This window comes from uncultured Methanobrevibacter sp. (genome assembly GCF_937898925.1).
In the GTDB taxonomy this organism is placed as follows: Archaea; Methanobacteriota; Methanobacteria; order Methanobacteriales; family Methanobacteriaceae; genus Methanobrevibacter.
Genome location: NZ_CALDKF010000021.1, coordinates 14,696 through 29,291, shown reverse-complemented (window position 1 = coordinate 29,291; position 14,596 = coordinate 14,696). Strand labels below are relative to the sequence as shown.

Sequence of the window (14,596 nt, the reverse complement as noted above, 5' to 3'; positions counted from 1 at the left end):
CCGTTGCAAAGCATCATAGTTGGGACACAACTGAGAAGGAAGCTCGTCAGAGAGCTAAGCAAGTGGTGTTGATTAAAGATTTAATTGAAAGGCATTATCCAGATGCCATAATAAGTAAATTATAACAAAAATGGTAAAATAATTATTTTTTTTCGTTTTTTAAATTAAGATTATTGTTGATACTATGGATTTGATTGAAAAGGTTCAAGATGCAGTTGTAAATGCAGGCAGTTCATATAGTGAAGACAGATTAGCTGCTTATGAAAATGCTCTAAAATTGGAAAAGGAGCTAAATAATGAAAATGCAGTTTGGGCCTTGGAACAGATGATTGAAAACTTTAAGGTAGCTAATGAAAAGAAGCTTCCATTATGTGATGATACTGGAATTCCACATGTCTTGATTGAAATAGGGAAGAAAAGGGAAATTCCTAAAGGATTTTTCAATGAAATCAATATAGGTATTGCACAAGGACTTGATAAACTACCAGGAAGGCCAATGGCAGTTAAAGGAAATGATATTGAACGCATTGAGCAATCACAAGGTTTATACAATGAGTCCCATATGATGAAGCCCGCATCCTTTTTAATTGAAGAGAAAGACGAATCCACTTATGGAAGACTGATTGATGTGGATGAAGATAAGATAAGAATCACAATTCTATTGGAAGGTGGAGGTCCTGAAATAAGGGCAAAGACATATAGGGTTTTCCATAAAAGAGACTCAAAAATAGTTTTCGGTGAAGCTTTGGATTGGCTAAAGGAATCATTGGCTATGTTAGGCTGCACTCCATCAATTCCAGCTATTGGAGTTGGAAGAACCCACTTTGAGGCAAATGCATTAATGCTAAGAGCAATGGTTCATGGTAATTTAGGCTATCAATCAGATATTGAAAAATACATTGCAGAAGAGTTGAATAAGACAAATATAGGTCCTTTAGGGCTTGGTGGTAAAACAACAGTGCTCGGCTCTTTTGTCAACATTGGCTCTCAAAGGGCAAGTGGAGTGAGAATTGTAGCAGCAAGGCCTGCATGTTTTGTTGAGCCAAGAGTTTCAAGCTTTGAATTCTAGTTATTCAAGTTAACTAAAATAGGATTAAATATTAGAAAAAATTATATTATATCAAGTTTAATTAAGATTATTGATTATTAGACTTTAATATTAGACTTTAATATTAGACTTTAATATTAGACTTTAATATTAGACTAATTATTAGAATATATAGATTATATACGATTATTTAAGGAGAATATTATGAACGATAATCCAAAACCTGGTAAGAATGGTTTTAAATTTCCTGAACACAGCATAAAAACTAAGATTACTGATGTTAAGCCTAATGAATTGGTTACTAGAGGCTATAATCAGGAAGATTTAATAACAAATCTTAGCTTTGCAGAAATGGTATTTTTGCTTCTTAGGGAAAGATTGCCTGATGAGAGGGAATCCAAGATTTTTAACCATATTCTTGTTTCATTTTGCGATCATGGTGTAACCCCTCCAAGCACACAGTCTGCAAGGTTGATAGCATCATCCGGTGCAAACATCAATAATGCTGTTGCAGGAGGATTGCTGTCCTTTGGTAAAAACCATGCCGGAGCTATTGAGAAGGCTATGGAATTGTTCCAGGAATCAATCAGTTCATTGAACCTTGAGGAAACTGCAGATGAGGATGTAAACAGGAAAATAGCAGTTAAGGCTATTGAAATTGTTGATAAGTATCAATCCGAATCCAAAAGAGTGCCTGGCTATGGCCATAGGTATCATGATAAGGATCCTCGTGCAGTCAAATTGCTTGATTTGGCCATTATGGAATCATCAATTGGCCCACATACAAAATTGGCACTTGTAATCGAGAGCATACTTTATGATAGGAAAGGAATTTGCTTGAATGTAGATGGAGTCAATGCAGGATTGCTTTCTGATTTAGGCTTCGACAGCTCTTTAGGTTTGGGAATTTTTATGATTGGAAGACTCCCTGGACTTGTAGCTCATGCATACGAAGAGATGGAAGAGGAAGAGAAATTCAGACGCTTCTGTGATTTGGAAGACATCGTTTATGAAGGATTTAAAAATAGAGACATTAATGAAGATTCAGAATAAGAAATATATTCTAATGAAATAATATTCATAATGAGAATAATAATTATTTTATCATTTATTTATTCTAAGGAGTAATTTAGATGGAATTTTTTGATGTAATTGAACAAAGATACAGTATGAGAGGCTTTGAAGATAAGGAAGTAGAGCAAGAAAAATTAGACATGATATTAAAAGCTGCTCAACTTGCTCCAACTGGAGTTAACTTCCAGCCTTTTAAGGTAATTGTAATTGACACTAAAAAGTATAAGGAAGAATTGAAAGGAATCTACAGTCCTGATTGGTTTACACAAGCACCAATTGTCCTTTGTGTAGTTGCCTCTAAGGAAAAGGCTTGGACTAGGAAGTATGATGATAAGAACATTGCAGACATTGATGCAACCATTGTTATGACCCATATGATCCTCGCAGCTGAAGATGTTGGTTTGAACACTTGTTTCATTGCTGCATTCAAGCCTGATAAGGCAAGGGAATTCTTGGATTTAGATGATGAATGGGAACCTGTATTGTTCACTCCTTTAGGTTATGGAAATGCAGAGCCAAGAGACACTCCTAGAAAAGCTATTGGGGAATTGGTCATTTACAAATAATTATTACTTAAAAAAGATTTAAGAGGATACTATGAGATTTACAAAAAAATCAATTATTTTACTTGCATTTTCAGTTATCCTGATGGTTTTAGGATTATGGAATTATGTTGATGCAAATCCTGTCACTTATGATGTCATTGCTTCAAGTGTTGTGCTTATTGTAGTTGGATGGACACTTGCAATGTCTGTATTTGAACCTAGCTGGACTAAGGCAGCTATTCTCATTGATGGGTTAATCTTTGTTTTGGTAGGTATTACTTTCCTCTTGATGCCATATAATCTCATTTTCATTATATTTGGTATTGTTTTGCTTGCAATCGCAGTTGCAGCATATCTTGGAAAATTACCTAAATCTTTCTTAAGATTATTCCATAAATAATTCAATTTTCATTTCTATTTTTTAACTTTTTTTCATTATTTTTTCATTATTTTTTTTATTATTATTTCATTATTTTTTCAATGATTCATAAATTGTTTTCATTTTGTTTTTAAATTTCACTATTTTTTCTTTCATGAAATTTCAAGATTTTTTCATGAAATCTAATTTTTTATTTTTCTTATCTTAATTTTAATACTTTTATTTGGGATTTTATTAATTCTAATCAATTTAATTTTTTATTATATTTTTTTAATTTTTTCAAAATATTTACTAAAATTTCATTCTAATTTTTTAATGAAATTTAATTTTATAATGTCGTTATAATTTCTTTATTATATAATAATATTACAATATTTTAATAAAATATATATATTAACAAAAATAAAAATAAAATTACCATGGTGATTTATTATGGCAGGGATATCAGAAGCTATTACCCAAATAAAAAAAGCTGAAAGCGATGCTGATTCCTTAGTAGAACAATCAACAGTCGATGCGAAAGCAATGATTGATGAGGCTACTGTTAAAGCTAATGAAATGATTGAACTTGCTAAGAATGAAGCTAGCGAAGAAGCTCAATCTACTGTTTTTAATGCAGAAGAAAATGCAAAGAAAGAAGCTGAATCTATTACTTCTCAAGCAGAAAAAGATGTTGAAAGCATCAAAAATGACGCAAGAAAAAATATAGATGAAGCTGCTTCAATTATTGTTAAAAATATTTTATAGTGTGAGATAATGTTTAGAACTGCGAGAATGCGTAAGCTTAATGTTATAACTTTGGACAAATACGCTAGTCCTACGGTCAGTGCACTTCACGACGAGGGTATTGTTCAAATAAATGATATTTCTGAACGTATTCAGCAAGATCCTAAGCTAGCAGAACTTTTGAAACCTTCAAAAGTTACACCCCACACCGGTAAGCTATCTTCACTTCTCATGAAGACAAGCGGTATTTCCGACTTGCTTGGAGATGCCTTGTCTGAGGATAGAAGCATGAAGGAACTGATAATGTCATTTATCAGTCCTGACCTTCCAGTTCCAAAAGAAGTCGAGGATGTTGATACTGAAAGCTTGATAGCTTATGCAGAATCAACATTAAGCCAGGTTGAAGGTGAAACAAAAGGTATTGAAAATAAGTTAGCCGCACTAGACAGTGAAGAGAGTAAACTTGAATCAAATAAGGACTTGGCCGAAAAGCTAAAACCTTTAGACATGGACTTAGGTCTATTAAGCGATTCCAAGTACACTTCTACCATTGTTGGTAGGATCACTGCTGAGTCAGCTCAGAAATTCAAAGATGAATACAGTAAGATTACAGATGATCTCTTCTATGAATTAGTACCAGACGAAGAAAAAGAAAGTTATATCATGGTTGTCGTCGTTGCTAATGAGTATAAGGATGATATCTATACCTTACTTAGGAAAAATGAATTCGAGAAGTTTGAAACTGAAGGTTTAGAAGGAAGACCTGATAGTCTTATTTCCTCTTCTGAATCCAGACTCCAAGCTATCGAAAGTGAAAGATCCCAAGCTAAAGCTGAATTGAAAGTTGTAGCGGAAAAATGGGATGATGAAGTTCTTGCTTTAAAAGAACAATTAGAAAATGAGAAAGATAAGAATGAGGTTTTCGCTGGTTTTGCTGAAACTGACAAGACTTATGTCTTTGAGGCATGGGTACCTGAAAAAGATGTGGAAAAAGCTCAATCTATTATTGAGACCGCAACTGAAGGCCATGCAATCATGGAAGTCGAGGAAGTTCCAGACAATGCAGAAGACGTTCCTGTATTGCAGCAAAACAATGCGTATGCAAAACCTTATGAATTGTTAGTTGAAATGTATTCCCCATTGAAATACAATGAAATTGACCCTACTTTATTTGTAGCTCTTACATATCCTTTCTTCTTCGGTTTCTGTTTAACCGATGCAGGTTATGGTCTTTTAGTTGCAATTATAGGATTCATTTTATACAGAGGAATGGGTAAAATCAATAGAACCATGCATGATGGTGGTTTAATCATCATCGCAAGTGGTGTATGGGCTATTATTTTAGGTCTGGTTACCAATGGTTTACTTGGGGACCTATGGACTAGAATATTAGGTTGGGGCCCTGCTCTCCCTACAGTTATTGATTCCATTAATGCGTTCAAATATCCAGCTACTATCTTAGTTATTGCTATTGTAATTGGTATTATCTACACCAACCTTGGTTTCATCTTAGGTGCAATTGACAATTTAAGATACGGCGAGAAAAAAGAGGCAATCGGTTCTCAAATCGTATGGTTTGTATTTGAACTTGGTATCATTTTATTGGTTTTAGGATTCTTGTTCCCAGCAATTGGAATGATCGGTATGGCATTAGGTGCAGTATTAATTGTTGCTGCTCTCGGTATGCTTATCTGGGGTAACGGTGCTTACGGACTTATGGATGTATTTGGATTCATGGGAGATGTCCTTTCATATGCTCGTCTTTTAGCTCTTTGTTTAGCTACTGGTGGTATTGCAATGACTGTAAACATCTTGACCAATATGGTAAATGACATGATTCCAGTTGTAGGTATTGTTTTAGCTATTATCATCTTTATTGGTGGACATATTGCTAACTTCCTTTTCCAAGTATTAGGTGCTGGTGTTAACGCTTTGCGTCTTAACTATGTAGAGTTCTTCTCTCAATTCTATATGGGTGGAAAACATTCATTTGAAGCTTTTAAAGCTAAAAGACAATTTACTAAAATCAAAAAATAGACAAAATTTAAATTTATAGTTTTATAATTCAACGCTTAAAGATGAAATTATTGGAAATGTGATTTTATATTTAAGGCAATTATGAAAATTCATAATTAAAAATTCAAGAACTTATGCTTATGGAAATGTCAAATGACAATTCTTATAAAAATGACGTTCTTTTATCAAGAACTTTACGTTCTATTGGAATATAATGAAAAATTATATTTAAACGATTTATTTAAACAATTTAATTTAAGGAGATATATTATATGGTAGAAATTGCTTTAGGTACTGCTTTAGCAGCAATTGGTGCTGGTGTAGCAATTGGTTTTGCTGGTTTAGGTTCCGGTTTAGGACAAGGTATGGCAGCAGCTGGATCTGTTGGAGCTGTAGCAGAAGATAACGACATGTTTGCTAGAGGTATTATTTTCTCTGCATTACCAGAAACTCAGGCTATTTACGGATTCTTGATTGCTATCTTATTACTTGTATTCTCAGGATTATTAGGTGGAGGAGAAGGTCTTTCCACTACTGCAGGTATTGTAGCTATTGGTGTAGGTGCATCTATCGGATTTGCAGGTTTAGGTTCCGGTATGGGACAAGGTATGGCAGCAGCTTCCTCTGTTGGTGCTATCGTTGAAGATACTGACATGTTTGCTAGAGGTATTATCTTCTCTGCATTACCAGAAACTCAAGCTATTTACGGTTTCTTGATTGCTATCTTACTTATGGTATTCGGTGGAATATTAGGTTAAGGAGGTCAGTTGTATGAGCTCTGGAGCAGACAAAATTGTCTCTAACATAATGTCTGATGCTCAAGCAAAAGCTGATGTAAATAAAAGTGAAGCTCAAGTAAAAGTTGATGCTATTTTAGCTGATGGTGAAAAAAGAGCTGAAGCTACCAAAGTTAAAATCTCAGAAGATGCTGCAAAACAAGCTGAAATGAGATATCAACAAATTATTTCTGAAGCTAAAATGAATGCTCGTAGGGCAGAATTAGGGGCAAAAGAAGAAGTAATCGAAGAAGCTTTCAGTAAAGCTACTGAAGATTTAACAAATATGGCAAATACCAATGATTCAGAATATGTGGATGCTTTAGTTGAAATGATTAAAGAAGCAGCTGTAGAAATTGGTGGCGGAGATTTAATCGTTTTATTAAAAGAAGAAGACATTCCTAAAGTCCAAGACAAATTGGAATCCATTGTTGGATTAATCAAATCTTTAATTAAACGTGAAAAACCTTCTGATCTTAGTGCAATCGCTACAGAAGTTTCTCAAGAAACTGATGTTGAAACTACTTTAGAAATTGGCGAACCTATCGACACTATTGGTGGAGCTATATTAAGAACAAGAAATGGTGAAATTCAAGTTAATAACACTATTGAATCTAGAATGTTAAGATTTAAGAAATCATTACGTTCAGAAGTTGCAAAAACTTTATTTGATTAGGAGAGATGAATTATGGCTGATGAAATTGCTACAATCATAAGTTCCTTAGGACTTTCTAATGAGGCATTTTTAGCAATAGTTCTTTTAGCATTTGTAGTTATTGGTGCAATTATTGTAATTGTTGCAACTAGACCAATTTTAGATGTTTATCCATATCTTCATCCTAATGCGAGAGTAAGGGCAAGAAAAGGAAGATTATTTGACGACAAGCAAATTTCTGAACTTGTTGAAGCAAACAATGTTGAAGAAATTACCAACTATCTCAGAGGATCTCCTGACTATGCTGAATACTTAGATAATTATACACTTGAAAAGGCATTAGATATTCAACTTGGTGAAACTTACGATTTAGTTTCAAGAATGGCTCCTAAAGAAATTCAATCTTCATTTAAAGTAATGGCAAAGAAATCTGACATTGCTAATATTAAAAGCTTACTCACTGCTAAAGAAGCAGGATTAAGCCAAGAAGCTACTGAAGAACTTTTAGTTCCTACTGGTTCTTTATATGAAGATTTACAACGTTTAACTGATGTTGACACTGTAACTGATGTTGTTGCAGGATTAGATGGAACTGAGTATGCACCGATTTTAGAAGAAGTGCTTCCGGAATATGAAAAAACAGGTATGGTCCTTCCTTTGGAATCTGCATTAGATAAATATTATTTAGATAAATTGCTCGCTTCCTCAGAAACACCATCTGATGAAAACAAACAAATTCTCTATTCATACGTTGGAAATCAAGTTGATGTAGCTAACATTAAATTAATATTGAGAGCAAAAGTTGATGGATTAGATTATGATGCTATCAGTCCATACATGATTGATAGTGGATATCAATTAAGAGAATGGAAGCTTAAAGATCTTATGGAAGCAGAAGATGTCACTGGAGTAATCTCCTCTTTAGAAGGAACAAAATACTCTGATGTACTTACTGATGTGCTTCCTGAATACAATGAAACTGGATCTGTAGCTCTCTTTGAACAAGCTTTAGACAAGTTTTTAGTTGACTCTGCAAAATCCTATTCCATGAAAAAACCATTAGGTATTGGACCTATAATAGGATTCTTGTCACAAAAAGAAGTTGAAGTTAAAAACTTGAAAGTTATTGCAAGAGCTAAAAGAGAAGAAGACTTCCCAATATCTAAAATTAGGGAGATGTTAGTATGAGTGATGTCGCTATTATAGGAGATATCGATACTGTCACTGGTTTTAAACTTGGTGGAGTTAAAAAAGGTATTATTGTAAATAATGATGAAGAAGCTAAAAATGCTCTTGATGAGTTATTAAACGATGAAATTTCAATTATTATAATTACACAAAAGATAGCTGATAACATAAGAGAACATATTCATAAACGTCTTGGTTCTGATGTGTTACCAATGGTTATTGAGATACCAGATAAATCTGGTTCATCTGAAGGCGGTGCCGATCAAATGGCAGCTCTTATTAAGAGAGTTATCGGGGTAGAGATGGTTAAATGATTAATGAAGGAAATATTATTAAAATTGCAGGTCCTGTTATCGTCGCAGATGGGATGAGAGGAACTCAAATGTATGAAGTGGTAAGAGTAGGTGAAGCTAAGCTTATCGGTGAGATTATTGAGCTTGAAGGCGACACCGCTACCATTCAAGTTTACGAAGAAACCGCTGGGGTAAAACCTGGTGAGAAAGTGGAAAGTACTGGAGGTCCATTGTCTGTAGAACTTGGACCTGGTGTAATGGGTTCCATTTTTGATGGAATTCAAAGACCTTTAGAAGTTATTAAAGGTATTTCTGGTGATTACATCGCTAGAGGTATTGATGTAGATTCTATTGACAAAGAGAAAAAATGGACTTTCGAACCTATTGCTAAAGTAGGGGACAAAGTTGTTGGTGGAGACGTACTTGGTCAAGTACAAGAAACATCTGCTGTTTTACAAAAAATTATGGTTCCACCAATGATTGAAGGTACCATTAAGTCTATTGCTGCAAAAGCAGAGTACACAGTACTTGAAACTATTGCTGAAATTGAGACTGATGAAGGAATTAAAGAAGTTCAAATGCTTCAAAAATGGCCTGTACGTAAAGGTCGTCCATACAAAGAAAAATTGGACCCAGATATTCCACTTATTACTGGTCAAAGAGCACAAGACACTTTCTTCTGTTTAGCTAAAGGTGGGGCAGCAGCTATTCCTGGTCCTTTCGGTTCAGGTAAAACTGTTACACAACAACAATTAGCTAAATGGGCAGACGCAGACATTGTGGTATATATTGGATGTGGAGAACGTGGAAACGAAATGACTGAAGTACTTACCGAGTTCCCATTCCTTACTGACCCAAAAACTGGAAATCCAATTATGGATAGGACTGTTCTTATTGCAAACACTTCCAACATGCCAGTAGCAGCTCGTGAAGCATGTGTATATACTGGTATTACTATTGCAGAATACTTCCGTGACCAAGGTTACGACGTAGCGCTCATGGCAGACTCAACTTCCAGATGGGCAGAAGCTATGAGGGAGATTTCAGGAAGATTAGAAGAAATGCCTGGGGAAGAAGGTTACCCAGCATACTTAGCATCCAGACTTGCACAGTTCTACGAAAGAGCTGGAAGAGTAATCACTCTTGGTCAAGATCCTAAAGAATCTTCCGTAACTGTAGTAGGTGCAGTATCACCTCCTGGTGGGGACTTATCCGAACCTGTTACTCAAAACACCTTACGTATTTGTAAAGTATTTTGGGCATTGGATGCATCTCTTGCAGATAAACGTCACTTCCCTTCCATCAACTGGTTACAAAGTTACTCCTTATATGTAGAAAGTATTACCAACTGGTGGCAAGAAAACGCTTCAGAAGAATGGAGAGCAAACAGGGATCAAGCTATGGTTCTCTTACAAAAAGAATCAGAACTTGAAGAAATTGTACAATTAGTAGGTCCTGATGCATTACCTGATTCTGAACAAGTTGTATTGGAAACTACCCGTATGTTAAGAGAAGACTTCTTGCAACAAAACGCATACGACGATGTAGACACTTACTGTTCTCCAGCTAAACAAGCAGGTATGTTAGCAACTATTCTTAAGTTCCACGAAGCAGCTAGTGCAGCTGTAGAACGTGGTGCAGATGTAAAAGAAATTGCAGCTTTAACTGTTAAAGAGGACATTGCTAGAATGAAATACGTCCCAGAAGATGAATTTGAAGCAAGAGTAAAAGAAATTCAAGAAAAAGTTGTAACACAATGTGCTGAGGTATAAAAATGAATGCTGATATTAAAACAAGAGAATATACAACAGTTTCTGAAGTTTCTGGTCCTTTGATGGTAGTAGAAGGTGTTGAAGGTGTAGCTTATAACGAGATCGTAGAAATCGAAGCTCCTACCGGTGAACACAGAAGAGGACAAGTATTAGAAGTTAAAGACGATGTTGCTGTTGTTCAAGTATTCGAAGGTACTACTGACTTAAACACCTTAAACACTAAAGTAAGATTTACTGGTGAAACTGCTAAAATCGGTGTTTCAAAGGATATGATGGGTCGTATCTTCGACGGTACTGGTAAACCTATTGACGGTGGTCCAGAAATCATCCCAGAAAAAGAATTAGATATTAACGGTAACCCAATGAACCCTGCATCAAGAGAATTCCCTGCAGAGTTTATCCAAACCGGTATTTCCACTATTGATGGAATGAACACCCTCGTAAGAGGACAAAAGTTACCTATCTTTTCAGGTTCTGGTTTACCACACAACGATTTAGCTGCTCAAATTGCAAGACAAGCTAAAGTAGTAGGTTCAGACGATGACTTCGCAGTAATCTTTGCTGCTATGGGTATTACTCACGAAGAAGCAAACTTCTTTATGAGAGATTTCGAAAGAACTGGAGCATTAGAAAAAGTAACTGTATTCATGAACTTAGCAGACGACCCTGCTATTGAAAGGATCCTTACTCCTAAAATGGCATTAACAACTGCTGAATACATGGCATTCGAACTTGGTATGCACGTATTGGTTATTCTTACTGACTTATCCAACTACTGTGAAGCATTAAGGGAAATTTCCGCAGCTAGGGACGAAGTACCTGGTCGTAGAGGTTACCCTGGTTACATGTACACTGACTTAGCTGGTATTTACGAACGTGCAGGACGTATTGCAGGTAAAGAAGGTTCTATTACTCAGATGCCTATCTTAGTTATGCCTCAAGACGATATTACTCACCCAATTCCTGACTTAACCGGATATATTACTGAAGGACAAATCGTACTCAGTAGGGATATCCACAGGAAAGGTATTTACCCACCTGTAGACGTACTTCCATCCTTATCTCGTTTGATGAGTGGTGGTATCGGTGACGATAAGACTCGTGATGACCACAGTGGTGTATCTGACCAACTTTATTCCGCTTACGCAGAAGGACGTAACTTAAGAGACTTAGTTGCTGTAGTAGGGGAAGACGCTCTTACTGAAAGGGACCAAAGTTTCTTAGCATTTGCTCAAGCTTTCGAAGATGAGTTCATTACTCAAGCTAAAGATGAAGACAGAAGTATTGTTGAAACTTTAGATCTTGGTTGGAAATTATTAACCATATTGCCTAAGACCGAACTTAAAAGAGTAAAAGATGAATTTATTGAAAAATATTACCCAGAATAAGTCTAATGTTTTATTAGATTCAATTCTAATATTTTAATTAAATTCATCACGAATTTAAGTTTTAATTAGGAATATTATCTTTTAGGAGGATAGTATGGCAGAAGAAATACTTGATGGTATTAACCCAACCCGTATGGAGTTATTAGCTCTTAAAGATAGGGAAAAACTTGCAGTTAAAGGTCACAGTTTGTTAAAACAAAAAAGGGATGCTTTAATTAAAGAGTTCTTCGACATCTTGGATAGAGTTAAAGGTGCTAGAGAAAATGCTGAAAAGAATTTGTCTGAAGCATATGAAGCACTTACTGAAGCTCAAATTACAATGGGTGATTTAGCTGTTCAAAAAGCAGCTTTATCTGTTAAAGAATCTGTTAAAGTAGATATTTCTTCAAGAAGTATTATGGGTGTAAATGTACCTATAGCTGATATGGAAATGGAATCAAGAACTTTAGTTGACAGAGGATACGGTTTATCCGACACTTCCATTCAATTAGACGAAGCAGCAAAGAAATTCGAAACTGCTTTAAGATACATTATTGAATTGGGAGAAATCGAAAAGACCATTTATCTTTTGGCTGATGAGATTGAAGCTACTAAACGTAGAGTAAACTCACTTGAACACATTATGATTCCTAGATTCCAAGCTACTATCAAGTCCATTAATATGAAGCTTGAAGAGATGGAAAGGGAAAACTTCGTAAGAATGAAGATGATTAGATCTACTATCGAGAAAAACGAAGCAGAAGCTTTAGCAAAAGCTCAATTAAAAGCAGCTCAAAGTGAATAATTAAAATTTAGAATAAATGCAATTCATATTTCACTTGTTGAAATGGAATTTGTGTTTATATCTTAATTTTATTATTTTCAATTTTTTTATTTTATAAATTTTTAAACTATTTTTCACTATTTTACATTTTCACTATTTTTTGGCATTGTTTTTCTATCGATTTTCATATTTTTAAAAATTTTTTAAATTTATTTTTACAAATAATTTAACTTAAAAAAAATCCTAATTTTAGTTAACTTTATATATTATGTTTAACATATTACAATATGTTGTATAGTCCCGTGGGGTAGTGGTAATCCTTCTAGGCTTTGGACCCGGAGACGGCGGTTCGACTCCGCTCGGGACTATCAATTTTTTTAGAGGATAATTATAACACTGTTATATTTTTAATGGCTATTTTTTATTTTATAAATTATTTTTTTAAAACTAGTTTTTAAGTAAAACTTAATAAGTTCTTTTTTAATATATTATATTGTATTCAATAAAGTTTTAAAATGGTGAAATTATGAGAAGAGACCCAATTCATCAATTTTTAAGAGATCCTGACAATAAGGCAAAATTATTCATGGGTATTACTGGTGCTATGATAATTACCACTTTCTTGGTGGTTATTGGTACTATCATGCTTATTTTAATATTGGTAGGAGTAATCTAATTCCAATAGTTACTTTTTTTATAGCTTTTTTATTTACTTAATATTCTCATAGACTTTTTCTTCAGCTATTTCCGCATCATCAATTGCAGTTTTTAAATCATCATTTGAACTGATGATAGTTACTAAAGGCTGATCTTTTTCTATTTTAACTCCTTCATAAGGAATGTCATATACATTTGGAATGTTCAGATTTCCTATATTAACCTGTTTTCTTGCATAAATGATTTTCTTGATTGAATATTGGCTTGGATTTGGAATGTCAATGATTTCTCCTTCACATGCCTTTATGTGTGCATCCAAGAGATTTATGTCAAGTGAATTTTCAACCAGTTCATAAGTTCCCTGGAACCTTGGGTTGATTTCAATGATTTTCAATTCACCATCTTTATCTAATATATAGTCAACACCATTTGATCCAATAAGGTTGAACTGCTTGATCAAATCTTCAGATGTATTTTTCATCTCATCATTAAGTTCATCAGCATTAATTTCTGTTCGATTATCATTAAACATTCTAAAGCTATTTTCATCCAATGGCAAAATGTTTCCAGAATATTCATATGATTCATTTCCCAAGTCATGTTCAGTTATCAATCTTGAATTGATCAAATTTTTTCTATCATTCTGACTTGACAATACTGATGATGATACGTTAGTTCCTTCAATATATTCCTGAAGTATATAGTTTTCAAGTGAAATATTTTCATAAATTTCATTCACTTGTTTTAATTCATCACAACTTTCATTATTTAGCAAGAAAATTCCTAACCCTCCACTTCCTTGAAGGGGTTTTAAAATAAATTGATTGTTAGTGTATTGTTGCAAAATTTCATTGAGTTCCCCTACATCAGATGGTTGAAATGTAAGTGGGACATCAAATTTGTTTTTCAGCTTATTGTAAAATTTGAATTTATTATCAACACATTCAGTGTTCTTATTGCCACGAACAATTTTTCTAAATTTTTTAAATTCTCCAGAAAAATTTTTTGCATTTATTCCAGTGGTGAGTACAATCTTATCAATTTCATTTTCATCATAATTTTGAAAAAGAAAATCCTTTGATAATTCAAGTAGTTTCTCAGGTGAATAATTCTCTTCAAACCTTCCACAGGATATGACACTTTCCTGATCTAAAACATGCTTCTCTCTATAAGGTACTTTAAAGTCAACAGTTTTAAAATAGCTTATGGAAAATATTTTGTAATCCAATTTCAGTGCTGAATTAACCATTGGTCTTGTGTCAATTCCCATAAGAAGTAAATTTTCCATATTATTCAATCCTTGATTCTTATTTTTC

The 14,596-nt window shown here is 34.1% G+C and carries 15 protein-coding genes and 1 tRNA gene; 15 read left to right on the top strand and 1 reads right to left on the bottom strand.

What is annotated here, in order from left to right:
* Positions 1-184: 184 nt before the first annotated feature.
* The 15 genes from Q0409_RS01650 to Q0409_RS01580 all read left to right on the top strand — a co-directional run bounded on the left by Q0409_RS01650 (position 185) and on the right by Q0409_RS01580 (position 13,299).
* Entirely contained in the window at positions 185-1,069 is an 885-nt protein-coding gene (locus Q0409_RS01650; RefSeq protein WP_298534377.1) for a fumarate hydratase, read from the top strand.
* A 183-nt stretch (positions 1,070-1,252) separates the two neighbouring features.
* Complete coding sequence (locus Q0409_RS01645; RefSeq protein ID WP_298534375.1) at positions 1,253-2,101, top strand: citryl-CoA lyase; 849 nt, start codon at positions 1,253-1,255, stop codon at positions 2,099-2,101.
* An 80-nt stretch (positions 2,102-2,181) separates the two neighbouring features.
* Complete coding sequence (locus Q0409_RS01640) at positions 2,182-2,688, top strand: nitroreductase family protein (RefSeq protein WP_298534373.1); 507 nt, start codon at positions 2,182-2,184, stop codon at positions 2,686-2,688.
* A gap of 31 nt (positions 2,689-2,719) precedes the next feature.
* Positions 2,720-3,067, top strand: coding sequence for a hypothetical protein (locus tag Q0409_RS01635; protein ID WP_295606555.1), 348 nt, complete (start codon positions 2,720-2,722; stop codon positions 3,065-3,067).
* A gap of 411 nt (positions 3,068-3,478) precedes the next feature.
* Positions 3,479-3,793, top strand: coding sequence for an ATP synthase archaeal subunit H (gene ahaH, locus Q0409_RS01630; protein WP_292786818.1), 315 nt, complete (start codon positions 3,479-3,481; stop codon positions 3,791-3,793).
* 9 nt (positions 3,794-3,802) lie between these two features.
* Positions 3,803-5,809, top strand: a complete 2,007-nt coding sequence (locus Q0409_RS01625; RefSeq protein ID WP_298534370.1) for a V-type ATP synthase subunit I — start codon at positions 3,803-3,805, stop codon at positions 5,807-5,809.
* A gap of 251 nt (positions 5,810-6,060) precedes the next feature.
* A complete protein-coding gene (locus Q0409_RS01620; RefSeq protein WP_292778590.1) occupies positions 6,061-6,546 on the top strand; it encodes a V-type ATP synthase subunit K in 486 nt (161 codons plus the stop codon).
* Positions 6,547-6,559: 13 nt separating this feature from the next.
* Complete coding sequence (locus Q0409_RS01615; protein WP_298534367.1) at positions 6,560-7,240, top strand: V-type proton ATPase subunit E; 681 nt, start codon at positions 6,560-6,562, stop codon at positions 7,238-7,240.
* A 12-nt stretch (positions 7,241-7,252) separates the two neighbouring features.
* The gene (locus Q0409_RS01610; protein ID WP_298534364.1) at positions 7,253-8,407 is read left to right on the top strand and encodes a V-type ATP synthase subunit C; all 1,155 of its coding nucleotides are present in this window, start codon (positions 7,253-7,255) and stop codon (positions 8,405-8,407) included.
* Positions 8,404-8,721 (top strand): V-type ATP synthase subunit F, encoded by a 318-nt coding sequence (locus Q0409_RS01605; RefSeq protein WP_292786807.1) that lies wholly within the window; start codon positions 8,404-8,406, stop codon positions 8,719-8,721. Before Q0409_RS01610 ends, Q0409_RS01605 begins: the two co-directional genes overlap by 4 nt.
* Positions 8,718-10,472 carry an ATP synthase subunit A gene (locus tag Q0409_RS01600; RefSeq protein WP_298534360.1) on the top strand — a complete coding sequence of 585 codons (1,755 nt, stop codon included), beginning with the start codon at positions 8,718-8,720 and terminating at the stop codon, positions 10,470-10,472. The genes Q0409_RS01605 and Q0409_RS01600 overlap by 4 nt, the downstream gene beginning before the upstream one ends.
* 2 nt (positions 10,473-10,474) lie before the next feature.
* Entirely contained in the window at positions 10,475-11,860 is a 1,386-nt protein-coding gene (locus Q0409_RS01595) for an ATP synthase subunit B (protein ID WP_295606577.1), read from the top strand.
* A 94-nt stretch (positions 11,861-11,954) separates the two neighbouring features.
* A complete protein-coding gene (locus Q0409_RS01590) occupies positions 11,955-12,644 on the top strand; it encodes a V-type ATP synthase subunit D (RefSeq protein ID WP_298534358.1) in 690 nt (229 codons plus the stop codon).
* Positions 12,645-12,919: 275 nt separating this feature from the next.
* Positions 12,920-12,991, top strand: a tRNA-Gln gene (locus tag Q0409_RS01585).
* A 158-nt stretch (positions 12,992-13,149) separates the two neighbouring features.
* Positions 13,150-13,299: a hypothetical protein gene (locus Q0409_RS01580; protein WP_295606583.1), complete on the top strand. Its 150-nt coding sequence runs from the start codon at positions 13,150-13,152 to the stop codon at positions 13,297-13,299.
* Positions 13,300-13,332: 33 nt separating this feature from the next.
* On the opposite strand, the gene Q0409_RS01575 is transcribed toward Q0409_RS01580, so the two are convergent.
* Positions 13,333-14,568, bottom strand: a complete 1,236-nt coding sequence (locus tag Q0409_RS01575) for an ATP-grasp domain-containing protein (protein ID WP_298534356.1) — start codon at positions 14,566-14,568, stop codon at positions 13,333-13,335.
* Positions 14,569-14,596: the final 28 nt, after the last annotated feature.

Excerpts from the sequence above, each read along its gene's own strand:
- Q0409_RS01650 (WP_298534377.1), top strand. The coding sequence starts at position 185 with ATGGATTTGATTGAAAAGGTTCAAGATGCAGTTGTAAATGCAGGCAGT.
- Q0409_RS01645 (WP_298534375.1), top strand. The coding sequence starts at position 1,253 with ATGAACGATAATCCAAAACCTGGTAAGAATGGTTTTAAATTTCCTGAA.
- Q0409_RS01640 (WP_298534373.1), top strand. The coding sequence starts at position 2,182 with ATGGAATTTTTTGATGTAATTGAACAAAGATACAGTATGAGAGGCTTT.
- Q0409_RS01635 (WP_295606555.1), top strand. The coding sequence starts at position 2,720 with ATGAGATTTACAAAAAAATCAATTATTTTACTTGCATTTTCAGTTATC.
- ahaH (WP_292786818.1), top strand. The coding sequence starts at position 3,479 with ATGGCAGGGATATCAGAAGCTATTACCCAAATAAAAAAAGCTGAAAGC.
- Q0409_RS01625 (WP_298534370.1), top strand. The coding sequence starts at position 3,803 with ATGTTTAGAACTGCGAGAATGCGTAAGCTTAATGTTATAACTTTGGAC.
- Q0409_RS01620 (WP_292778590.1), top strand. The coding sequence starts at position 6,061 with ATGGTAGAAATTGCTTTAGGTACTGCTTTAGCAGCAATTGGTGCTGGT.
- Q0409_RS01615 (WP_298534367.1), top strand. The coding sequence starts at position 6,560 with ATGAGCTCTGGAGCAGACAAAATTGTCTCTAACATAATGTCTGATGCT.
- Q0409_RS01610 (WP_298534364.1), top strand. The coding sequence starts at position 7,253 with ATGGCTGATGAAATTGCTACAATCATAAGTTCCTTAGGACTTTCTAAT.
- Q0409_RS01605 (WP_292786807.1), top strand. The coding sequence starts at position 8,404 with ATGAGTGATGTCGCTATTATAGGAGATATCGATACTGTCACTGGTTTT.
- Q0409_RS01600 (WP_298534360.1), top strand. The coding sequence starts at position 8,718 with ATGATTAATGAAGGAAATATTATTAAAATTGCAGGTCCTGTTATCGTC.
- Q0409_RS01595 (WP_295606577.1), top strand. The coding sequence starts at position 10,475 with ATGAATGCTGATATTAAAACAAGAGAATATACAACAGTTTCTGAAGTT.
- Q0409_RS01590 (WP_298534358.1), top strand. The coding sequence starts at position 11,955 with ATGGCAGAAGAAATACTTGATGGTATTAACCCAACCCGTATGGAGTTA.
- Q0409_RS01580 (WP_295606583.1), top strand. The coding sequence starts at position 13,150 with ATGAGAAGAGACCCAATTCATCAATTTTTAAGAGATCCTGACAATAAG.
- Q0409_RS01575 (WP_298534356.1), bottom strand. The coding sequence starts at position 14,568 with ATGGAAAATTTACTTCTTATGGGAATTGACACAAGACCAATGGTTAAT.